The sequence below is a fragment of the Methyloligella halotolerans genome (assembly GCF_001708935.1).
GTDB lineage: Bacteria > Pseudomonadota > Alphaproteobacteria > Rhizobiales > Methyloligellaceae > Methyloligella > Methyloligella halotolerans.
This window is the reverse complement of sequence record NZ_MASI01000007.1, coordinates 130,626-152,492: the sequence shown is the minus strand read 5'-3', so window position 1 is coordinate 152,492 and position 21,867 is coordinate 130,626. Positions and strand designations below refer to the sequence as shown.

19 protein-coding genes and 1 tRNA gene are annotated in these 21,867 nt (G+C 64.0%); 13 read left to right on the top strand and 7 right to left on the bottom strand.

Features of this window, described 5'->3' with window-relative positions; genetic code table 11:
* Positions 1 to 51: 51 nt before the first annotated feature.
* From A7A08_RS16045 to A7A08_RS12750, 4 genes are all read right to left on the bottom strand, one after another.
* Positions 52 to 879 carry a pectate lyase-like adhesive domain-containing protein gene (locus A7A08_RS16045; protein ID WP_069095844.1) on the bottom strand — a complete coding sequence of 276 codons (828 nt, stop codon included), beginning with the start codon at positions 877 to 879 and terminating at the stop codon, positions 52 to 54.
* Between the two features lie 389 nt (positions 880 to 1,268).
* Positions 1,269 to 1,344, bottom strand: a tRNA-Val gene (locus A7A08_RS12760).
* 103 nt (positions 1,345 to 1,447) lie between these two features.
* On the bottom strand, positions 1,448 to 1,807 hold the full coding sequence (locus A7A08_RS12755; protein ID WP_141693992.1) for a hypothetical protein: 360 nt from the start codon (positions 1,805 to 1,807) through the stop codon (positions 1,448 to 1,450).
* Between the two features lie 102 nt (positions 1,808 to 1,909).
* Positions 1,910 to 2,641, bottom strand: a complete 732-nt coding sequence (locus tag A7A08_RS12750) for an HAD-IA family hydrolase (protein WP_069095842.1) — start codon at positions 2,639 to 2,641, stop codon at positions 1,910 to 1,912.
* A 247-nt stretch (positions 2,642 to 2,888) separates the two neighbouring features.
* Between A7A08_RS12750 and A7A08_RS12745 the strand changes: the two genes are divergently transcribed.
* From A7A08_RS12745 to A7A08_RS12715, 7 genes are read left to right on the top strand one after another with little or no spacing between them, the layout of a single operon-like run.
* Complete coding sequence (locus tag A7A08_RS12745) at positions 2,889 to 5,777, top strand: phosphoenolpyruvate carboxylase (protein WP_069095841.1); 2,889 nt, start codon at positions 2,889 to 2,891, stop codon at positions 5,775 to 5,777.
* A gap of 28 nt (positions 5,778 to 5,805) precedes the next feature.
* Positions 5,806 to 7,254, top strand: a complete 1,449-nt coding sequence (locus tag A7A08_RS12740; RefSeq protein ID WP_069095869.1) for an NAD-dependent succinate-semialdehyde dehydrogenase — start codon at positions 5,806 to 5,808, stop codon at positions 7,252 to 7,254.
* A gap of 60 nt (positions 7,255 to 7,314) precedes the next feature.
* Entirely contained in the window at positions 7,315 to 8,034 is a 720-nt protein-coding gene (gene rpiA / locus A7A08_RS12735) for a ribose-5-phosphate isomerase RpiA (RefSeq protein ID WP_083226758.1), read from the top strand.
* Positions 8,031 to 8,591 carry a DUF2059 domain-containing protein gene (locus A7A08_RS12730; protein ID WP_069095840.1) on the top strand — a complete coding sequence of 187 codons (561 nt, stop codon included), beginning with the start codon at positions 8,031 to 8,033 and terminating at the stop codon, positions 8,589 to 8,591. Before rpiA ends, A7A08_RS12730 begins: the two co-directional genes overlap by 4 nt.
* Positions 8,588 to 9,049 (top strand): VOC family protein, encoded by a 462-nt coding sequence (locus tag A7A08_RS12725; RefSeq protein ID WP_245290930.1) that lies wholly within the window; start codon positions 8,588 to 8,590, stop codon positions 9,047 to 9,049. Before A7A08_RS12730 ends, A7A08_RS12725 begins: the two co-directional genes overlap by 4 nt.
* A gap of 1 nt (position 9,050) precedes the next feature.
* A complete protein-coding gene (gor, locus tag A7A08_RS12720; RefSeq protein ID WP_069095839.1) occupies positions 9,051 to 10,442 on the top strand; it encodes a glutathione-disulfide reductase in 1,392 nt (463 codons plus the stop codon).
* On the top strand, positions 10,429 to 11,175 hold the full coding sequence (locus A7A08_RS12715; RefSeq protein WP_083226757.1) for an SDR family NAD(P)-dependent oxidoreductase: 747 nt from the start codon (positions 10,429 to 10,431) through the stop codon (positions 11,173 to 11,175). The genes gor and A7A08_RS12715 overlap by 14 nt, the downstream gene beginning before the upstream one ends.
* 4 nt (positions 11,176 to 11,179) lie before the next feature.
* On the opposite strand, the gene A7A08_RS12710 is transcribed toward A7A08_RS12715, so the two are convergent.
* Complete coding sequence (locus A7A08_RS12710) at positions 11,180 to 12,328, bottom strand: carboxylate-amine ligase (RefSeq protein ID WP_069095866.1); 1,149 nt, start codon at positions 12,326 to 12,328, stop codon at positions 11,180 to 11,182.
* Between the two features lie 185 nt (positions 12,329 to 12,513).
* Here A7A08_RS12710 and A7A08_RS12705 point away from each other — a divergent pair, with 185 nt between their 5' ends.
* Together A7A08_RS12705 and A7A08_RS12700 are read left to right on the top strand one after the other, a co-directional pair.
* Positions 12,514 to 13,917: a class II 3-deoxy-7-phosphoheptulonate synthase gene (locus tag A7A08_RS12705; protein WP_069095838.1), complete on the top strand. Its 1,404-nt coding sequence runs from the start codon at positions 12,514 to 12,516 to the stop codon at positions 13,915 to 13,917.
* Positions 13,918 to 13,964: 47 nt separating this feature from the next.
* Positions 13,965 to 15,638 (top strand): NAD+ synthase, encoded by a 1,674-nt coding sequence (locus A7A08_RS12700; RefSeq protein ID WP_069095837.1) that lies wholly within the window; start codon positions 13,965 to 13,967, stop codon positions 15,636 to 15,638.
* A 2-nt stretch (positions 15,639 to 15,640) separates the two neighbouring features.
* Here A7A08_RS12700 and A7A08_RS12695 read toward each other — a convergent pair whose 3' ends face one another.
* A complete protein-coding gene (locus A7A08_RS12695; protein ID WP_069095836.1) occupies positions 15,641 to 16,660 on the bottom strand; it encodes an acyltransferase family protein in 1,020 nt (339 codons plus the stop codon).
* A 149-nt stretch (positions 16,661 to 16,809) separates the two neighbouring features.
* Between A7A08_RS12695 and gltX the strand changes: the two genes are divergently transcribed.
* Entirely contained in the window at positions 16,810 to 18,147 is a 1,338-nt protein-coding gene (gltX, locus tag A7A08_RS12690) for a glutamate--tRNA ligase (protein WP_069095835.1), read from the top strand.
* Between the two features lie 31 nt (positions 18,148 to 18,178).
* Here gltX and A7A08_RS12685 read toward each other — a convergent pair whose 3' ends face one another.
* Positions 18,179 to 19,477, bottom strand: coding sequence for a DUF2865 domain-containing protein (locus A7A08_RS12685; RefSeq protein ID WP_169823009.1), 1,299 nt, complete (start codon positions 19,475 to 19,477; stop codon positions 18,179 to 18,181).
* 339 nt (positions 19,478 to 19,816) lie between these two features.
* Here A7A08_RS12685 and cysS point away from each other — a divergent pair, with 339 nt between their 5' ends.
* From cysS to A7A08_RS17180, 3 genes are read left to right on the top strand one after another with little or no spacing between them, the layout of a single operon-like run.
* Complete coding sequence (gene cysS / locus A7A08_RS12680) at positions 19,817 to 21,196, top strand: cysteine--tRNA ligase (RefSeq protein WP_069095833.1); 1,380 nt, start codon at positions 19,817 to 19,819, stop codon at positions 21,194 to 21,196.
* Positions 21,193 to 21,699 (top strand): GNAT family N-acetyltransferase, encoded by a 507-nt coding sequence (locus tag A7A08_RS12675; RefSeq protein ID WP_069095832.1) that lies wholly within the window; start codon positions 21,193 to 21,195, stop codon positions 21,697 to 21,699. Before cysS ends, A7A08_RS12675 begins: the two co-directional genes overlap by 4 nt.
* Before the next feature lie 43 nt (positions 21,700 to 21,742).
* Positions 21,743 to 21,865 carry a hypothetical protein gene (locus A7A08_RS17180; protein ID WP_280948812.1) on the top strand — a complete coding sequence of 41 codons (123 nt, stop codon included), beginning with the start codon at positions 21,743 to 21,745 and terminating at the stop codon, positions 21,863 to 21,865.
* The last annotated feature ends 2 nt before the right edge of the window (positions 21,866 to 21,867 follow it).

Below are 21,867 nucleotides of genomic sequence, written 5' to 3'. Positions count from 1 at the left end.
GGCTACCCTCCGCTCCCTGCCGCTGCTGATCGACCGCCTGAGAGCGGAAGGCTAGCTTCCGCCGGTTCCGCCGCCGCCGCCGCCGCCGCCGAAGCCTTGGCTGGTCTGGCCATCCTGACCGGAATCGCCGCCGTCGCCGCCTTCGCTGCTTGCGCCGTCGCCGCCGTCAATGCCGGTGCCGTTGTCACCGTTTGCGGTCAGACCGCCGCCTTCGCCGCCGCCCATGGCTGCGTTGCCGCCATTGCCGAAAAAGCCGCCGCCACCGCCACCGCCTTCGGTCAGAAGGGCGTTGCCGCCCTTGCCGAGAGCGCCGCCGCCACCGCCGCCGGCGTCGCCGCCGCCATTGCCGCCGTTGCCGTAAAGGCCACCGCCGCCGGATTCGCTATTCTGGCCGGCGTTGCCGCCGAGGCCGCCACCGCCGATGCCGGGGGCCGTGCTGCCGGCGCCGCCGACCGCGGAGTTGTTGGAGAAATTGACCATATCCAGGATGACGGTGGTGTTCTGATCCACCAGCAGGCCGCCACCTGCGCCCATGCCGCCGCCGGAGCCCTTGCCGCCGACTGCAGCGCCATTGGAAATGGTGAGATTGCTGATCGTGATGGTCGGTCCGCCGCCCGTGGTGGGCGAGGACGAGGAGACGAAGAACGGGCGATACTTGTTGTCGCCGTCAATATTAAAGCCGTTGCCGTTCACTGTGAGGCTTCGGCCATCGTCCAGCACGATCGGCGCCACATTGCGCGACATCGCGAAAGAGCCGGTGATGTTGATTGTATGGTTGCTCGACCGGTCGAGGGCGATGGCGCGCATCGCATTATAAAAGCTCGACTGGCTATTTACGGAAAAGGTTGCCGCCACCGCCGGATTGGGGGCGGTGACCATGCCCAATCCCCCGGTGACGCCACAGACAAAAGCCGCCGGCATGCAATGCGACGGAACATATCGATACTCATCCCTCTACGCCCTACTCAATCGCATCCGAATACGCAGATGCGTGCACTTCGAAGTGCCTCCCAGTTTTTCGTTATTTGGCACGGGCGCGGTCGCGCGTCTGTTGTGTGGCGTGTGGCCTTGCGCTTATCTCAACCCCTTGGTGCAGGATAAGAATCTGCCCAATTCATTAAGGGATCGTTGCTTTCAACCAGTTTGCCTCAAGCTTGCAGCTAAACTTCTGAAAATTTGAATTAAATTTTACTTAGCAGGCTGGCTGGGCGCGCGATCGCAGGCGTAACACGAGCCACGGTTTCGGCAAGATTGAATGTCGGGGAGAATGGTGGGCGGTACTGGACTTGAACCAGTGACCCCTGCGATGTGAACACAGTGCTCTACCAGCTGAGCTAACCGCCCTCGGGTCTTGGAGCTGCGGATTTAGCGAGCGAGGCTCGCCCAAGTCAAGCGGGGGCTTGGAAGAATTGCCGAAACGGTCCTGCTCCCCGCCGACTTTCAGGCGCTATTGGGCCGAGGCGCGCGCCTCGGCGAGGGTCGCTTCCGCCGCCGCGGCATCGCCATCGGCGCATTCGGCGTCGGCCCGATCCAGGAGTTCGTAAATCCGGTTCGTGGCGTCCTCGCTCAAGCTTCCGCCCTGGAGCTGATCGGCGAGAGCGTTCTCCGTTTCCGTCACTTGTTGGGTGCAGGGGTCGTCAGGCTGCTCCATTCCCATGGAATCGTCATCCATGGACCCGTCGTCCATCATCTGATCCTGGGGCATCCCATCGGGCGTCATGTCGCCGGGAAGCACATCGTCCTGGGCGAAGGCTGGCCCGGCGAGCAGAAGCATCAGCCCAAAAATCGTAAGCGAAAACCGTGTCATTCCCTCAACTCTCCAAAGCAGCTGTCCGGTGGGAGCCTGGCCGGACCGGTCCATTTCCCCGACGGCGCAGAGCTTGATTTCAACTGCGGCAAATTTACGGCTTCATGACTGTGCACGGAGCGGCGGATCGACCGGCCCGGCGGCGAGCAGCGATTCGATGGCCGGGATCAGCTCCCCATAGGCTCCGATCAGCCTGCCGGGACCGGCGGCGGTGAGCGAATCCTCCGGACCGTATCCGAAGCGGACGGCAACCGACGGGATGCCGGCCGCATTGGCCGTGCGGATATCGACATCGCTATCGCCGATCATGATCGCGTGGCGCGCATTCCCGCCCGCGGCGGCGACGGTTTCGGTGAGGTGCAGGGGATCGGGTTTCGACGCGGGAAAGGTGTCGCGGCCGGCGATCGCGGCGAAGCGCCGGGCAAGTCCCAGGCTTTCCAGCAGCTGCCGGGCGAGCAGCTCGCGCTTGTTGGTGCAGACCGCGAGGGTGGCGCCGGCGGCGTCCAATTCCGCCAGGGCTTCGAGCATGCCGGGGAAGGGAACGCTTTCGACGGCGATATTGGACTCGTAGTGATCGAGGAAGTCCGCGAGCATTGCGTCGATCCGCTCCTCAGTGCGGTGCTCGTCGGTGGCTGCCACCTGATGCAGCCCCTCGGCGATCATGGCGCGGGCCCCGAAGGCCACCGAGGCGCGGACGGCCTCGCCCTGAACCGGCGGATAGCCGCAGGCGCCAAGCGCCTTGTTCAGGGCCGCGGTGAGGTCGGGTGCGGTGTCGATCAACGTACCGTCGAGGTCGAAAACGACGGTCGCGCCGGTCAGGAGGGAAGGGGGCAAGCAAGCCTCGTCTGAAAACAAAAAGCCTTTGTTTCTGGCCGATTCCGACCAAAATGCCTTGTCGTTCGAAGGCCCGGCGGTTTCGGTTGGGACATTCCCTACTTGCAGGGCTTCGGGGGGCGGTCTAGAGATTGCGGCCAATGGCGTTTATTCGCACGACCTATAAGTTTCTTCAAAATTTCCCGGGGGCGTCTTTGCGTCTGGAGCTCGAATGGGGCTCCGAGGCTGCAAGAGGTGGTACAAACGAATGACAAGCGTAGCGGCCGTCGCGTCGGAAGGCGAAAACCAAAACTCACTGATCGATCGCTGGACCGACCGGATGCGGGAATATCGCGACCGGGTGCCCTTCGAGCCCCAGTCCAATCCCGTCCGGCAACTCGCGCTCGATCTTTCGCGCGCCCTGGAGGCGGGTGAGATCAGCCGCGAGGACCTGGAAGCGATCGCCAAGGCTCTGAGCGACCAGGCGCTGGTGCGCCGGGCGAAGAATTCCGTTCGCTATCTCGGCGACAGGGATGCTGATCAGCTCGCCGAAATCGTACGGGAGCAGGTGCGCGACTCCGCTTTCAAGAAGGGAGAGCGGATCTCGTTCGCCAAGTTCCGGGCCCGCTGGGAGAAGCCGCGGGAGGGCATCGTCTTCACCGCCCATCCCACCTTCGCCATCCCCTACGGATTGCGCGAGATCCTCGTGCAGATGATCGACACGGAGACCTATGACGATCCGTCTCTGCTGGAGGAGATGAAGAAATATCACCACACGCCGGAGGACGATATCAGCCTCGGCATGGAGCACGAGCAGGCCCAGAAGGTCATCGAGAACGCCCAGGAAGCGAACGGGCGCATCGTCGACATTGTGCTTTCCGTGGCGCGCGAGCTTTATCCGGAGGAATGGCATAAAATGAAGCCGCGACCCATCCAGCTCAGCAGCTGGGTCGGGTACGATCTGGACGGCCGCACGGATATTCAGTGGTACGACTGCCTGCGCATCCGTCTCGACGAAAAGCGCATCCAGATCGCCCGCGACATCGAATGGATCAAGGCGGTCGGTGCCGAGCTCGACGAGGATTCGGACGCCTGCAAGGAGCTCATGAAGCTCGTCCGCGTGTTCGACAAGGAGCTCAAGGCGGTCACCCGGCAGGTCGAGCTGTTCAACCGCGATCTCGAAGATCCGGAACAGCTCACCAAGGCGGCGAACGAATTGACCAAACGCTCGGCGCGCTCCCGCAAGAGCATCATCGCGCGGGCCGACCGATGGATCGGCCGGGCGATCGACAAGGAAACCGACGACGATGTGAAGCAGCGGCTCGTCCGCCTGCGGGCGCAGATCGTGGGCTGCGGTCTCGGAACGGCGCGCATTCATCTCCGTCTCAACGCTCAGCAGCTTCACAACGCAATCCGTAAGCCCATGGGGCTGGAGGGCAATGTCGACGTGACGAGCCATGTCCTCCTCGGCCGGCTCGACCGCATGGTGCAGGAGGCGAAGGAGGAGCAGGTCAATTTCGGCACGCTCTTCGTGGAGCGGGCGACCGCCGTACGCCAGTTCATCGTCGCGGCTCAGATCCTCAAACATGTGGATCCCGAGGCGCCGATCCGGCTTCTCATCGCCGAGACGGAATCGCCCTTCACCGTGCTTGCGGCGCTCTACTTCGCGAAGCAGTTCGGAATCGCGGACAAGCTCGATATCTCGCCGCTGTTCGAAACCGTGGACGCGTTCGAGCATGGCGCGCGCGTCATCGAGTCTCTGCTGGAGACGAAAAGCTATCGGGAGAAGATCAAGACCCGCGGGCGGCTTTGCGTACAGCACGGCTTCTCGGATTCCGGCCGCTTCATGGGGCAGATTCCGGCGGGCATCGCGATCGAGCGCCTGCAGGCCCAGCTCACGGAGGTGGTCGCCAATGCCGGTCTCGGAAAGATCGATTTCCTGATCTTCGACACCCACGGCGAATCCATGGGCCGCGGCGGCCATCCGCGCAGTCTGACGGACCGGTTCCTCTACACGCTGTCCCCCTGGGCTCAGCAGCGGATCGAGGCCAACGGCCTCGGCCTGCATCACGAGACGAGCTTCCAGGGCGGCGACGGTTTCGTGCTGTTCGGCACGCCCAATCTCGCCTTCCGGGTGCTCGCCCATGCGATGATTGCGCCGAGCGAGGCAGAGCCTGTCGAGAACGACAAGTTCTATTCGGATTCCGATTTCATCCGGGATTTCTACGAGGGTGTCCGCCAGTACCAGATCCGCGTCTACGAGGACGAGAACTACCGGCACTCTCTGGCGGCGTTCGGCACCAACTTCCTGGTGAAGCCGGGCTCGCGGAAGACCAAGCGCCAGTACGACGCCGCCAAGGGGGCGCGCAATCCTGCCTCCGAGGTCCGGGCCATTCCTCATAACGCCCTGCTGCAGCAGTTCGGCATGGCGCTCAATGTGGTGAATGGCGTGGCCACCGCCATGCGGCATGAGCCGGACAGGTTCGTGCACATCTATCGCGAATCGCCCCGGATGCAGCAGCTTCTCGCCATGGTCGCCCATGCCAAGAATCTTTCCAGCATCAAGACGCTGGTGGCCTATTCGTCGGTGTTTGACGATGCGTTCTGGGTGACGCGGCCCTATGGCCACCAGGAGCTCCACGTGAAGGAAGCCTGCCTCTATCTGGCGGATCTCCTGCGCGACGACCGGCGCCACGACGCGATGATGCATCTGGCGAGCTTCTTGCGGAAGGACGCGATCTATCTCGATGACACGTTCAGCGACGTAGGGCTGGAGACGAGACCGGAATGGGAAGACGGGCGGCTGCATCTCGACGTGCTGCAGGCGGTCCGGCTTGCGCTCATCCAGCACATCTTCCTGCTGGCGGCGCGCGTGCCGCGCTTCTCGACCCGGAACGACATCGCGCGCGACCAGATCATCGGGCTGATCTTGTCGCTGCGGGTAGAGGAGGCGGTGCAGCTCCTGCGCGAGGCCTTCCCGAAGGACGTGCCTGAAGTCGCGGAGTATTCCCTCGCGGAGCCCGCCACCTATACGGGCTACGAAGGCAGTGACTACGCGGAGATCAACCGCACACTGATCGATCCGATCGTCGATACATACCGTATGGTGCTGGAAATCGGCGTCGGGGTTTCCCATCATTTTGGCGCATATGGTTGATGCTGAGCGCCACCGGACTGAAGACATCATGAAGCTGCAAGATCACGAACTGCTCAAAGAGCAGTGCCGCATTGGGGATTCCTGGTGCGGCACACCGAGTCTGGAGGTCACCAACCCGGCTACGGGATCGGTGATTGCCAAGGTTCCCTATCTCGGCGCCGCCGAGACCAAGCAGGCCATCGAGGCCGCGGAGGCGGCGCTTCCGGCCTGGCGCGGCATGCTCGCCAAGGACCGGGCCGCGATCCTGCGCCGTTGGTACGAGCTCCAGATGTCCCATCAGGAGGATCTGGCGGCCATCATGACGGCGGAGCAGGGCAAGCCGCTTTCGGAGGCGCGGGGCGAGGTGGCCTATGCCGCGTCCTTCACGGAGCTTTTTGCCGAAGAAGCGAAGCGGGTCTATGGCGAGATCATTCCGACGCCAAAGGCCGGCGCACGCGTGCTGGTGGAGCGGCAGCCCATTGGGGTCGTCGGCGCCATAACGCCGTGGAATTTCCCGCTCGCAATGATCACCCGGAAGGTCTCCCCGGCGCTTGCCGCCGGATGCACCGTCGTCTGCAAGCCGGCGGAGGACACGCCCCTTTCGGCGCTCGCGCTCATGGAGCTGGCGATCCGGGCCGGCGTCCCGCCGGGTGTATTCAACATCGTGACGGGCGATCCGAAGGCGATCGGCGGCGAGCTGACCTCCAACCCGACCGTCCGGATGATCACCTTCACTGGCTCCACCGAGGTGGGCAAGCTGCTCATGAGGCAGTCCGCCTCCACCGTGAAGAAGATGGGTCTGGAGCTGGGTGGCAACGCGCCTCTCATCGTGTTCGACGACGCTGACCTGGAGAGGGCGGTGGCCGGAGCGCTCGCCTCGAAGTTCCGGAACATGGGCCAGACCTGCGTCTGCGCCAACCGGATCCTGGTGCAGGACGGCATCTTCGACCGCTTCGCCGATCGGCTCGCGGAAGAAGTCGAGCAGTTCAAGCTGGGCGACGGCACGGAGGAGGGCGTCGACCAGGGGCCGCTCATCAACGAGGCGGGTCTGGAGAAGGTCGAAGCCCACGTGGCCGACGCGGTCGACAAGGGCGCGAAGATCAAGACCGGCGGCAAGCGCGCCACTCTCGGCGGCACGTTCTTCGAACCGACAGTGCTGACAGGCGCGACGACGGAGATGCTGCTCGCCAACGAAGAGACGTTCGGGCCGGTTGCCGCGCTCTTCCGCTTCACCGAGGAAGAAGAAGCAATTCGAATCGCCAATGACACGCCCTATGGCTTGGCCGCATATTTCTTCACGCGGGATCTCGCCCGGGCGTTCCGTGTCTCGGAAGCGCTGGAATGCGGGATCGTCGGCGTCAATGAAGGGCTCACCTCGAGCGAGATGGTCCCGTTCGGCGGCGTGAAAGAGTCGGGGATCGGCCGAGAGGGCTCTCACCATGGGATCGACGAGTTTGTCGAGATGAAATACATCCTAATGGGCGGGCTCGAGAGCTAGGCGCCGGCGGGCCGACCGACCGGCGCGAAGATCAGCCAACACCCAGGCACGGGGAATGCGGTGCTCACGGCGGACCAACTGAAGGAAAAGGCAGCCCTGCGGGCGCTCGATTTGGTGCGCGACGGCATGCGGCTGGGGCTCGGTACGGGCTCGACGGCGGAGCATTTCGTGAAGGCGCTGGGGGCGCGGGTTGCGGCCGGACTCAATGTGCTCTGCGTGCCCACCTCCGAGGCGACCCGGAAGCTCGCCGAAAGCCTCAACATCCCGCTTTCCACGCTCGACGAGATTCCCCAGCTCGACCTCACCGTCGACGGCGCCGATGAGCTGGACGACCAGCTTCGCCTCATCAAGGGCGGCGGCGGCGCCCTTCTGATCGAGAAGATCGTCGCGACCGCATCGAAATCCATGGTGGTGATCGCCGACGACAGCAAGGAGGTCGCCCAGCTTGGCCGCTTCCCGCTGCCTGTCGAGGTGGTCCCGGTGGGCTTGCGTGCCACCCAGGCCCTGATCAAGGGCATGGCGAGCGAGGCCGGCTGCGACGGCGAGATCAAGCTTCGCGTGGGGCGGGGCGGGGAGCCGTTCTACACGGATCAGGAAAATCTCATTCTCGACTGCCATTTCGGCAGCATTCCCGAACCGGAAGTCCTGCATTTTGCGATCAAGCGCTTGCCGGGCGTCGTCGAGGTCGGGTTGTTCTTGGGAATAGCGGATGCCGCGTTTGTTGCGGGGCAGGAGGGGCTCAAAGTTTTGCGTTCAGCCACTTGGGAGGAAAAGTCATGAAAATCATAACCCGAAGCATCCTCGCGCTTATGCTTACTGCCGGTCTTGTCCTGACGGCGGGACCATCGTCGTTCGCGCAGGAAGGCAGCGACGCGAAGGCCGCGTCCGATGCGGCAGACAGCGGAGCCAGCGAAAAGAAGGCTGAGCTCGCGCGCGAATATCTGGAGCTGACCCATCAGCTCGCCACGGCGGAGGCGATCGCCATGGCGGTAGGATCGCAGATCATTCGCCAGCGTCCGGAGAGCAAGCTCGACGTTGAGGATGCAGCGGAGGCGGTGGCGCCGAAGTTCGAAGATCAGGTCAACGAGATGAACGAGCAGGTGGTTGCGGTTTATACGAAACGCTTCACCGCCGACGAGCTTCAGACCATGGTAGACTTCCACAAGGAGTTCAACGCTTCGGCTGCGGGCAAGAAGCTCCAGGCGGAGAACGAGGAGATCGCCCGGGAGATGGGCGACATCAGCCGCGTGCGCGGCGTGGTGATCGGCGGCGAAGTCTATCGTGCCCTGGTGGACGAGTTGAGCGCGCGGGAACAACCGGTGGAGAGCCCTGAATGAGCGCTGCGAAGCGAAGCTTCTTTGGCATCCTAGGCGGGCGCAGACGCGCCAAATCGATGCCGCGGGAGGGCGGCGAAGGCGATCCCGATCTGTTCAAGGGCGGTCGCAACATGGCCCTCAAGCTGCCCGCCCATCAGTTCGAGGCGACGCTTCAATTCTACCGCGACACGCTCGGTCTGCCGGTGAAGATGATGGCCGACGGTGTGCCGGTGGTGGAGTACGGACCTGTCCGGCTTTGGCTGGACCGGTCCGAGGCCGTCTCGCGTTCCGAGCTTTGGATGGAGATCGTCGCAAAGGACGTGGACAAGGCCGAGGCGGCGCTGGACGCGGCGGGAGTGACCCGCTGCGACCAGATCGAGCCGCTGCCGAAGGATTTTCGCGGCTTTTGGGTCATGAGCCCCGCCGACGTCGTGCATCTGGTCGCCGAACCCGGACAGGATTCGAGCGAGGAGGATTAGTTTGGCGGAGTACGAGTACGACCTGTTCGTCATCGGGGCCGGGTCCGGCGGCGTTCGCGCCGCGCGGACGGCGGCCGCCTACGGCAAGAAGGTCGCGATCGCCGAGGAATACCGGGTCGGCGGCACCTGCGTGATCCGGGGCTGCGTGCCGAAGAAGCTGCTGGTCTACGGCGCGCGCTACGCGAAGGAGTTCGAAGACGCCCACGCTTATGGCTGGAGCTTCGGCGAGGCGCAGTTCGACTGGCCGACGCTGATCGGCAACGTCGCCGCCGAAGTGGACAGGCTGAACGGGGTCTACGCCCGTCTGCTCGAGCAATCCAGCGTCACCACCATGCTGAGCCGGGCCACGGTGGAGGACCCGCATACGGTCAGGCTGGCCGACCGCGACGAGCCGGTGACGGCCGAACGCATACTGCTCGCCACGGGCGGCCATCCCATGTTTCCGGACATTCCGGGCCGGGAGCATTTCATCAGCTCCGACGATTGCTTCAAGCTGGAGACCCTGCCGAAGAGCATCGCGATCCTTGGCGCCGGCTATATCGGGCTGGAGTTCGCCGGCATCTTCAATGCGCTCGGCGTCGATGTGACGGTGATCTACCGGGGCGACCAGATCCTGCGCGGGTTCGACGACGAGCTGCGCGACATGCTGGCTGAGTCCCTGCGCAAGCAGGGGATGGATATCCGGGTGAACACGAACATCACCGCCATCGAGAAGGAGGGCGACGGCGTTCGCCTGCAGCTCACCTCTGGCGACAGCCTTTCGGTCGAGACCGTCATGGCGGCGACTGGCCGGCTTCCCAACACCGTGGGCCTCGGTCTTGAGAGCGCCGGAGTCGAGCTCGGCTGGAATGGGCATGTGGTGGTCGACGACTATTCGAAGTCGTCCGTGGACAGCATCTACGCCGTCGGCGATATCACCGACCGTTTCAACCTCACGCCCGTCGCCATCCGCGAGGCCATGGCCTTCGTGGAGACGGTCTATTGCGATAATCCGACTTCGGTGGACTATCTGAAGGTTCCGACTGCGGTCTTCACCACGCCGGAAGGGGCGATGGTGGGGCTGACGGAACAGGACGCGCGGGAGCGCTGCCAGATCGACGTGTTCAAGACGACGTTCCGGCCGATGAAATATTCCCTGCCCAAGGGCGACGAGAAGATGCTCCTGAAGCTGATCGTGGATGCCGAATCCGACGAGGTCCTCGGCTGTCACGTGCTCGGACCCGACGCGGCGGAGATCATCCAGACCGCGGCGATTGCCATCACCAACGGGCTGACCAAGGCGGATTTCGATCTCACCATGGCGCTGCATCCGACGGCCGCGGAAGAGCTCGTAACCCTGCGGCAGAAATTCGAGCCGCCCCGGGAAGTCGCAGGCTCCGATGCGGCGGCTTGAGGATAAGGTCGCCCTCATCACCGGCGGGGCGGCGGGCATCGGCAAGGCCATCGCCGAGACCTTCGCCAAGGAAGGCGCCGAAGTCATCATCGCCGACCGCAATGCCGAGGACGGCGCGGCCGCGGCTGCCGGTATCGTCACCAAGAACGGCGCCGCCATCTCCCAGCCCACTGACGTCTCCGACATCGCGCAGGTGAAGGCGCTGATGGACCGGGTGGCCGAGCTGTTCGGCCGGCTCGATATCCTGGTGAACAATGCCGGCATCGGCGAGCGGTCGGATTTCCGCCATCTCGACGACGAGGCTTGGGACCGGGTCTGGCAGGTGAATGTGGACGGCACGGTGCGCTGCGCGCGCGAGGCGTTCGACCTTCTGCGCAAGTCGGGCCGGGCGTCGGTCATCAACGTCTCATCGCTGATGGCGAACAAGCACACACGTCAGATGTCCGCCTATTCGGCGAGCAAGGGCGCGATCTCGGCGCTGACCCGAAGTTTGGCCGTGGAATATGCGCCCTACGGCATCCGGGTGAACCATCTGGCGCCAGGGTATATCGACACGGATATGATCGGCCGGTTCACGGGCAATCCGCTAATCGCCAAGCTTCTGCTTGGGCAGACGCCGCTTCGGCGGTTCGGCGCGCCCCAGGATGTGGCGAACGCGGCCCTGTTCCTGGCCTCGGACGAGGCGCCTACATCACCGGGACGGGGCTCTCGGTGGATGGCGGCATGGCGGTGACGCTCTAGACCGAACTCTTAGCTTTCGGGGAGATCGTCGTCTCTTCGCGGATGAGATCGACCACGCCCTGAAGAGCCTCCTTCTGTCCGGCGCCCGCCTCCTGCAACGCGATGAAGCGTTCGATCTGACGGTCGGCGCTGGTACCTCGTTCCATGATGGTGCGCGTGTGCTCGACCTCGGCGAGGCAGCCCAGCTCCTCCGCGTCTTCGCGCACCAGAACGAGAAGCTCTTCCAGAAGTTCGGCGAACGGCACCAGACGTCCCTTGCCGAAATCGACAAGCCCTTCCTCTGCGCCATAGCGCTGGGCCCGCCAGCGGTTCTCGCGGATCAGCACCGGCGGATAGCTCCGCCAGCGCTGGTTCTGGCGGCGGAGGCGGAAGAGCATGCGGCAGATGCAGGCGAAGATCGCGGCGATGGCGATGGAGTCTTCGACGAGGGGACAGATATCGGTCACCCGCATTTCCACGGTGGGGAAGCGGGCGCTCGGCCGCAGATCCCACCAGAGCTTGCTCGCGTCCTCGATCAGGCCGGCATTCACCAGCACGTCCACTGTGCGCTTGTATTCGCCCCAGCTGGAGAATTGCTGAGGCACGCCGGTGCGGGGCAGTTCATCCATGACCGAAAGCCGGTAGGATTTCAGACCCGTGGAGCGACCTTCCCAGAACGGAGAGGAGGTCGATAGCGCGAGAAGATGGGGCAGGAAGTAGCTCGCCTGATTCATCAGGTCGACGCGCAGCTCCTCGTCCTCGACGCCGATATGGACATGCATCCCGCAGGTCAGCATGCGGTGGGCGATCTGCTGTAGATCGTCGGCGAGGCTGAGATAGCGCTCCTTCGCCGTGGTTTGCTGGCGCTCCCACTCGGCGAAGGGATGGGTGGAGGCGGCGATGAGACCGAGGCCGAACTCCTCGGCGATCTCCGCCACGGTGCGCCGAAGACGGATAACCTCCGAACGGGCTTCCGCGATGGAGGTGCAGACAGGCGTGGCGACCTCGATCTGGGCCCGCAGTAATTCCGGGCTTACATGGTCGCCAAGCGCTTCCTCGCACTTCTCCAGAAGCTCTGCCGGCGGCGACGGCTCGAGGTCGCGGGTCTCGGGATTGACGAGGAGATACTCTTCCTCGATGCCAATAGTGAAGCTCGGTCTGTCCAAGGTCGCTGTCTCGCTGTTTGTGTCGCCGGATGTGGGGCAAAGCACCGGCTGAGAGAGCCCCAACTTTTAAGCACGTATTCGGTTTCGCTTGGCAAGCTGGCATCGGTGGCGACAATCGCCGGTTCACCTAGCCTTGGCAGGCACAATCGCCTATATAGCGGGGACTTAAGAAGGAGTTTTCGAAGATGCAGTCGCGTTGGAGCCCCGAGAGCTGGCGCTCGAAGGAAATCGAGCAGGTGCCGGTCTACCCAGACCATGCCGCACTCCAGGATGTGGAGCAGCAGCTTGCGAGCTTTCCGCCGCTGGTTTTTGCAGGCGAGGCGCGGGAGCTGAAGGCTGAGCTCGCGCGCGTGGCCAAAGGTGAGGCCTTCCTCATGCAGGGCGGCGATTGCGCCGAGAGCTTCGCCGAGCATGGCGCCGATACGATCCGCGACTTCTTCCGCGTCTTCCTGCAGATGGCCGTGGTGCTGACCTATGCGGGCGGCTGCCCGGTGGTGAAGCTCGGCCGGATCGCCGGCCAGTTCGCCAAGCCGCGTTCCTCCGACACCGAGACGCAAGACGGCGTGACCCTGCCGTCTTATCGCGGCGACATCATCAACGCGACGGAGTTCACCGAAGAGGCGCGCACGCCCGACCCGATGCGCCAGCTCATGGCCTATCGCCAGTCGGCGGCGACCCTGAACCTTCTGCGCGCGTTCGCCCAGGGCGGCTACGCCAATCTGGAGCACGTGCATCGCTGGAATCTCGGCTTCGTGGAAGGCAGCCCCGCCGGGCATCGCTATCACGAGCTGGCGGACCAGATCACCGGCTCGCTCCGTTTCATGCGGGCGACGGGGCTCACACCGGAGAACACTCCGCAGCTGCGGCGGACCAATCTCTACACAAGCCACGAGGCGCTGCTGCTCGGCTACGAGGAAGCGCTGACCCGGATCGATTCCACCTCCGGAGAATGGTACGCGACGTCGGGCCACTTCCTGTGGATCGGCGATCGCACGCGCCAGCCGGACAACGCGCATGTCGAGTACATGCGGGGTATCCGGAATCCGATCGGTCTGAAATGCGGTCCGAGCCTGAAGCCGGACGGGCTGCTGAAGCTGATCGATCAGCTGAACCCGAACGACGAGGCGGGGCGCCTGACCCTCATCTGCCGGTTCGGGGCGGACGAGGTGGGCAAGCACCTGCCGGAGCTGCTCCGCGCCGTGAAGCGTGAGGGGCGGACCGTGGCGTGGGTCTGCGATCCCATGCATGGCAATACGATCAAGGCCGGCAGCGGCTACAAGACCCGGCCGTTCGACCGGATCCTCAGCGAGGTGGAAAGTTTCTTCGACATCCACCGCGCCGAAGGCACCCATGCGGGCGGCATCCATGTGGAGATGACCGGGCGGAACGTCACCGAATGCGTCGGCGGCCGCAAGGCGATCACGGATGCGGATCTCTCGGACCGGTATCACACCCATTGCGATCCGCGGCTCAATGCCGATCAGTCGCTGGAGCTCGCGTTCATCGTAGCGGAGCGGCTGAAGCGCGAGCTTGAAGAGCGCGGCGTGAAGCCGGGAGCGCCTGAGGTTTCGCTTGCGGCCGGCGAATAGTCGCGACGATCCCTCGATTGCAATCCTCTAAGCGCGGCTGAGTTCGAATGCCCGAAGCCATCAAGGACAGCTTCGCCCTGGCGCTGGCACAGGGGAATCCTGTGCTCGGCGACATCCCTGGCAATCTCGCCAAGATTCGGGAGTTCCGCGCGCGTGCCGCGGAGCAGGGGGCCGATCTGATCGTCTTCTCCGAATTGTTCCTGACCGGCTATCCGCTGGAAGATCTCGTGCTGAAGCCTGCATTGCAGGAAGCGGCGCGGATCGCCTGCGAAGCGCTGGCGAAGGAGACCGAGGATGACGGTCCGGCGGTGCTGATCGGCCTGCCGTGGGAGGAGAAGGGTCTCGTCTACAACGCCATGGCTTTGCTGGACGACGGCAAGGTCGAGACCGTCCGCTTCAAGTGCAATCTTCCCAATTACGGCGTGTTCGACGAAAAGCGCGTCTTTGCCGAGGGTCCGCTTCCGGGTCCGATCAACTTCCGCGGCCTTCGCCTCGGCGTTCCGATCTGCGAGGACATCTGGAGCGAGGATGTCTGCGAGACCCTGGCCGAGACGGGGGCGGAGCTCTTCATTGTGCCGAACGGCTCGCCGTATTGGGCCGACAAGCACGACCAGCGCATCCAGGTGGCCGCTGCCCGTATCGCCGAGAACGGTTTGCCGCTCGCCTATCTCAATCAGGTCGGCGGCCAGGACGAGCTGGTCTTCGACGGCGCCTCCTTCGTGCTCAACGCCGATAGCAGCCTTGCGGTACAGATGCCCGACTGGGAGGAAGCCTGCACGGTCACCCGTTGGAAGCGGGATGGCGAGGGCTGGGTCTGCGAGCAGGGCGAACGCGCGCTCCTCGCCGAGGGCGAGACCGCGAAGTATCTCGCCTGCGTCACCGGCCTGCGGGACTATGTCGGAAAGAACGGCTTCCCTGGGGTGGTGCTCGGTCTTTCGGGCGGCATCGACTCGGCGATCTCGGCGGCCATGGCGGTCGATGCGCTAGGCGCCGACAAAGTGCATTGTGTGATGCTGCCCTATACCTACACGAGCTCGGAGAGCCTGGAGGACGCCAAGGCCTGCGCCGATGCGCTGGGTATCCGCTACGACATCCTGCCGATCCACGATGCGGTCGACGGGCTGACCAAGACGCTGGAGCCGCTCTTCAAGGACACTGAACCCGACATAACCGAAGAGAACCTCCAGAGCCGGGCGCGGGGGACGCTGCTGATGGCGATCTCCAACAAGTTCGGGCCCATGGTGGTCACCACGGGCAACAAATCGGAGGTCTCGGTCGGCTACGCCACGCTCTATGGCGACATGAATGGCGGCTTCAATCCCATCAAGGACCTCTATAAGACCGAGGTCTTCGCCCTTGCCCGCTATCGCAATCGCGAGCGGCCGAAAGGCTGTCTCGGGCCGGAAGGGGAAGTGATCCCGGAGCGGATCATCACCAAGCCGCCGACGGCGGAGCTGAAGGCCGATCAGCGGGACCAGGACACGCTGCCCGATTACGAGGTGCTTGACGACATCCTCGAATGTCTGGTCGAGCAGGAGATGCCGCTGAAGGAGATCGTCGCGCGAGGCCACGAGCCGGCGCTGGTGAAGAAGGTGGAGCGGATGCTCCATCTCGCCGAGTATAAGCGTCGCCAGGCGGCCCCGGGCGTGAAGCTCACGGCAAAGAATTTCGGCCGCGACCGCCGCTATCCCATCACCAACAAGTTCCGCGAAGAGCTTTAGCTTTAGGGCGCGGTTTCCACGTTTGGCTGTCGAATGACGGCTGCCGAATCTCCCTGCCTGATGAGATTGCGCAGAGGCCTCTCGTAGAGGAAGTAACTCGCCGTCGCTACGATCAGCGTCAGGCTGAGAAAAATAGCTAGAAACAGATACGGTTGGCGGATGAGCGACGTGTCAGCAAGCGCGTGCAGAATGGGGAAGTGCAGCAGATAGATCGAGTAGGAGATCATCCCAAGGTAGGTCGCCACCCTATTGCCGAACACGTGCTTCGCCAGCGACGAGTAGAGCGAGACTACCAGCAGGCTCGAAATGAGCAGCATATAGATGGGCGAAGTCCAGATGCTCTTAACAGAGTCCAACGGGAGCCCGAACAGCCCGCGGATGACGGGAAACGAAAGAACGTACAGCACGAGCAGACCAGCGAATACTGCATCGAGCGTTCGACTAGCCCGAAGCTCGGGAACGAAGATCGTGGCCACGCCCACGAAGAAGAATAGGATGTAACCGAGCAGCACCGGCGTTTGTGGAAACCCCAGCAGCGCCACACCGAGGCCTGCCAGCAACATCCAAAGGAGGACGGCTCGGCCAGTCGCCCGATAAAGCCACCATATCAACGGAAATACGGCGTAGAACTGGACCTCTACAGGAATGGTCCAAAGGACGTTCTGCCCCCGAACGAAAAGCAGGTGCTCAAGTATCGTTTCGTCGTTCACCGCGTAAAATGGACTGCTGTGTCCCGTCATCTTGGTCCAGGCAAAGGCCACGAAGACTGCCAGGAAATACAGCGGAGCGATGCGGGCAAACCGGTTTCTGAAGAACTCGAAGCAGTCCGTGGTGCCCAGCGGCCGCTCCATGTAGAGGCGCGCCATTAGATGTCCGGAGAGGACAAAGAATACGGCAACGCCGATCTTCCCCGCACCGTGACCCAGCAACCCGCCCAAAATCCCGGTTTTGTTGGTAAAATGGGAGAGTAGCACCGTTACTGCTGCCAACCCTCTCAGCCCGTCTAGCGAATGATAATGCAACGGCAGCCCCTCTGCGAGAGCCGCACCATAGCGGTGGTCGCGAGCGCGATAAAGCTTGGAGGGCGGGTGGCGAGAGGAAAGTTGCACAGTCTTGGGGCTTCCGTTATGCGGTTGACCCTGATGCTGGCCCAATCCGCGAACGCCGTTCCATGACCGTCACCGTCCGCTTCGCGCCGAGCCCTACCGGCCGGCTGCATGTCGGCAATATCCGCACGGCCTTGTTCAACTGGCTGTTCGCCAGGAAGCAGGGCGGACGGTTTCTGCTCCGCCTGGACGACACGGATCTCGCCCGTTCCACGGCGGAATTCGCTCAAGGGATCGAGGAGGATCTTCGCTGGATCGGCCTGGAATGGGACGAGTTCGCGCGCCAATCGGACCGGCTTGAGCATTACGATCGGGTCGTCGAAGAGCTAAAAGCCTCCGGCCGCCTCTACCCCGCTTACGACACGCCGGAAGAGCTCGAACTGAAGCGCAAGCGCCAGCGGGCGCAAGGGAGGCCGCCGGTCTACGATCGGACCGCGCTGAAGCTCAGCGAAGACGAGCGCGCAGCCCTTGAAGCCGAAGGCCGCAAGCCCCATTGGCGTTTCAAACTCGAGGAGCGGGTCGTCGTCTGGGACGATCTGGTGCGCGGGACCCAGGAAATCGATGCGGCGTCGCTGTCCGATCCCGTGCTTGTGCGGGAAGACGGCAGTTATCTCTACACGCTGCCCAGCGTGGTGGACGACGTCGATTTCGAGATCACCGATGTCATCCGCGGCGAGGATCACGTTGCCAACACCGCGGCGCAGATCCAGATCTTCGAGGCGCTCGGGGAGACGCCGCCGCGCTTCGGCCATCACAATCTTCTTGTCGGCGCGGACGGGGAGGCGCTCTCCAAGCGGCTCGGGTCGCTCTCCATCCAGGGGCTGCGGGAGGATGGTCTCGAGCCGGCAGCGGTTGCGAGCTATGCGACGCTCATCGGCAGCGCCGAGGCCGTGGCGCCTTACGAGAGCCTGGATGCGCTGGCCGAAGTGTTTTCGCTTGCGAGGATCTCGCGGGCGCCCGCCCGGTTCGATCCGGCGGAGCTGCGCAATCTCAACGCCACCCTGCTGCATGGGCTTACCTACAAAGATGTCGAGGAGCGGCTTCAGGCCCTTGGCGTCTCCGGCGGGAAGCCGTTCTGGAAGACTGTCCGCGGCAATATCGGCGTGCTGGCGGAGGCGGCCGAGTGGTGGCGGATCGTGAGCGAGCCGATCGATCCAGAGATCGCCGACGAAGCACTCTGCGCGACCGCGGCCAAGCTGCTGCCCGATGAGCCCTGGGACGAGGACGTGCTCGGGGAATGGCTCGACGCGGTGAAGAAGGAGACGGGCGCCAAGGGCAAGGCCCTTTTCATGCCCATCCGGCTCGCGCTCACGGGGCGGGACCACGGGCCCGAGTTGAAGCCGCTGCTGATGCTTATCGGCAAGGAGCGGGCCGCCGCACGGCTGAACGGCGAGCGCGCGTAGCTGGCCGATCAGAACGAAGCGCTTCCGCGCGCTAGTAGGGCGTCTTGTTGATCGTCGAGCTCTGGCCCTGAGGCTGGCCTTGCGGCTGCATCTGGGGCTGGATCTGTTGCGGCGCGCCGTTTTGCGGCTGCAGCTCCTGGGGGCCGGCCGGCTGCCAATCGCCGCCGTCGTTCAAGATGGCGTCGGCCTCCGCGGCGCCCGGCGAAAGGTCCTCGCCGCCGGCATTCTGTCCGTCGTCGGCTGAGGGTGCACCGGGCTCCATGGCGTTTCCGCCCATGCCGTCGTCGAAATCGAAATTCAGATTCTCGGCCGGCGGAGCGTTCGCGTCGTCGAAAGGCTGCGCGTCGGGCGGGGCGCCGTCACCCGATGCGTCATCGGCAGGCGACGCCATGGTCGTGGTGCCGTCGTCGCCGGGCTGGCCGCCTTCGGCTTTCTGATTGGCCGATTCGATCTCGGTCGGATTGTATTCCGTCTGCTTGCACGAGCAGCCCTTGATGTACTCCTTCCGGTATTTGAAGGCGATCGGAAGATCGATATAGGGCTGACCGTTCAGAGAGATCGCCTGCTCCATCTCCTGGCCGGGGTTCTGGTAGACATAGAGCTCGGCCGGCGCGGCGCAGTTCTGCTGGCACTGGCTGGCATCGTGATTGAAGTTGCTCGAATAGACCGAGTAGCTGATCGGATAATAGAAGCCATCGCACAGCCGGACGCAGACGGTCCGATAGGGGACGTTGGACAGGATCTGGCGGGAGACCGGGGGGCCGCCATACTCGTCCCTGTCGCGGCCGCCGAACCAGTCGAACAGGCCGCCGCCGCGGCGGGAGGCCTGCTGGCCGCCGCAGCCGTTGCGGGCCAGCGCATCTTCCAGATCGCGGACCAGACGCTGATCGCCGCGGCCGGACGAGACGGCCTGGCGCCGGTCCTGTAGCTGCTTGAGGCGACGGCGGGAATCCTCCAGCCGGTCGTTCATGCTCAGGCAGCGGGGCGAGCGAACGACGCCGCGGCCGAAGATGAAGAAGCTCTCGAAGCAGCCGGAGTTCTCCATGGCGGATTCAGTGCCGCGATAGACGCGCTGGAGGCCGGCGATTTCCTGGTCGAGACGCGGCAGTTCCCCGCGGCCGGCACCGCCGCTTCTGGCGCTCTGCAGCTCCTGTTGAAGCTGCATGCACCGGAGCTCGTGATCGTTCATGGGCTGGGCGACGGCGACCACGCCCGCTCCGGCCAGGGAAGCGCCGGCAAAGACGAGCAGGGCCGCGCGGGGAGCGCCGAGGTCGGAAACGACCTTGCGTCCCGCGGCCAAGCCACGATGAAAGAAGCGAGAAATGCTCACGGAATTCCACATGTCGAAGCAGCCAAGCGCCCGTATTCATACGCTTCTTCAGGCGCTTTGGGCATGCGAACATTAAGCAGGCGTAGCTTTCGGGGTCAATGCGGCACGAATATGGATTGAGCAGTCGGGCAATGCGCCCGTCTGAGCGTCTTGACGGTCGGCGGAGGAAGGACCATAACCCTTTCATGAACACCGAGACGCAACCGATCCTTATTGATTGCTGCGGCATTATTCCGGGCTAACAATCCAGCCCGCGGTCGTTCACGTCTTCATCCCCAAGAAAATCGTAGAACCGAACGCCCGCCGGGCTTTGACACGGCAAGGGAAGGGCATTCGCACGTGACGCTTTCGCTGACCAATACGCTGACGCGGAAGAAGGAGGCATTCGCGCCGTTGGATCCGTCCGACGTGCGCATGTATGTCTGCGGCCCGACGGTCTACGACTACGCCCATATCGGCAATGCGCGGCCCGTCATCGTCTTCGACGTGCTTTACCGGCTGCTGCGTCACCTCTACGGCGCCGATCATGTGAAGTACGTCCGCAACATCACCGATGTGGACGACAAGATCATGGCCCGGGCGGCCGATGAGGGCGTCGCCATCGACGATCTCACCAAGCGCACCGCGGATCAGTACCACGCCGACATGGCGGCGCTGGGCGCCTTGCCGCCGAGTGTCGAGCCGCGGGCGACGGAGCATATCGATCGGATGGTCTCGATGATCGAGCGGCTGATCGAGAAGGGCTTCGCCTATGAGGCGGAAGGCCATGTGCTGTTCAACGTGCCGAAGGATGCCGATTACGGGAAGCTGTCGGGCCGATCCACGGACGAGATGATGGCGGGCGCCCGTGTGGAGGTCGCGCCCTACAAGAAGGACCCGATGGATTTCGTGCTGTGGAAGCCGAGCGAGGCGAAGGATCCCGGCTGGGAGAGCCCGTGGGGCCGCGGCCGGCCGGGCTGGCATATCGAGTGCTCGGCCATGGCGGAGGCCCATCTCGGCGACACGTTCGATATCCATGGCGGCGGCATCGATCTGTGCTTCCCGCATCATGAGAACGAGATCGCCCAATCCACCTGCGCCCACGGCAACGACGTCATGGCCCGCTACTGGGTCCATAACGGTTACCTCCAGGTGGAGGGCGAGAAGATGTCGAAGAGCCTCGGCAACTTCATTACCGTCAACGATCTGCTGGAGGGCTGGCAGGGCTATGGGTGGCCGGGCGAGGCGCTGCGCTTCAACATGCTGCGCACCCATTACCGCCAGCCGCTGGACTGGACCCTCAAGGGCCTGGACGAGTCCCACAAGACGCTCTGGGACTGGTACGGCGTTGTCGAAGGCGCGACGGCGGACGAGACGCCGCCGGCCGAGGTGATCGATGCGCTGTCCGACGATCTCAACACGCCGAAAGCGATCGCCGAGCTGCACAAGCTTGCGCAGGCGAAGCAGGGCGGGGCGCTGCTGGCCTCGCTTCAGTTCATGGGCTTTTCGGGTGAGCGGGCGAAGCTTGAGCGCCGGTCCACGGAAGCCGATGCGTCTGGCGGGGTCGACGAAGCGGAGATCGAGTCCCTCGTCGCCGGCCGGGCCGCCGCCCGCAAGGCCAAGGATTTCGCCGAGGCCGACCGCATCCGCGACGAGCTCGTGGCTATGGGCGTCGTCCTCATGGATCGCAAGGATCCGGAGACCGGTGAGGTCAGAACCGACTGGGAGCTTGCACGATGAGCGCACAAGCCAATCGAGAGCTGGCGCTGCGTCCCATGCTGCCCGGCGATGTGGCCACGCTTGCTGCGATCTTTCGCGACAGCGTGATGGAGCTGACGGGCGACGACTATAGCGAGGCGCAGCAGGAGGCCTGGGTCAAGTCGGCCGAGGACGAGGCCGCCTTCGCCGCATTGCTGGAGCGCCACGTCACCATCGTCGCGACCTTGAATGGTGCGCCGGTCGGATTCGCCTCGCTGGAATCGGACGACAAGATCGGTTTCCTCTACGTACATCCCGCGGCCGCCGGATACGGCGCCGGCATGATGCTGGCCGATGCGCTGGAGAAGCTCGCATCGTCGCGAAAGGCCGGGACGCTCAGCGTCGATGCCAGCGATACGGCATACGGCTTCTTCGCCAAGCGCGGTTACGACCCCCAGCAGCGCAATCAGGTGCAGCGCGCCGACGAATGGCTCTCCAACACGACGATGCGCAAGGATCTTCCGGCCTGTGACGGCGTACACTGAGTCATTTCAGGTGATTGTACGCGCGAGCTTAGAAAGTGAATCGATGAAGCCGTTCCTGAAAGACGTGCCCTTCAAGGGGAGCCGCCGGGTCTATCTGGCGATCAAGCTGCTCCTGCTTGTCTTCATCGTGCTGGTGGCCTGGCACGTCTTCTACGGTTTGGTGTGACG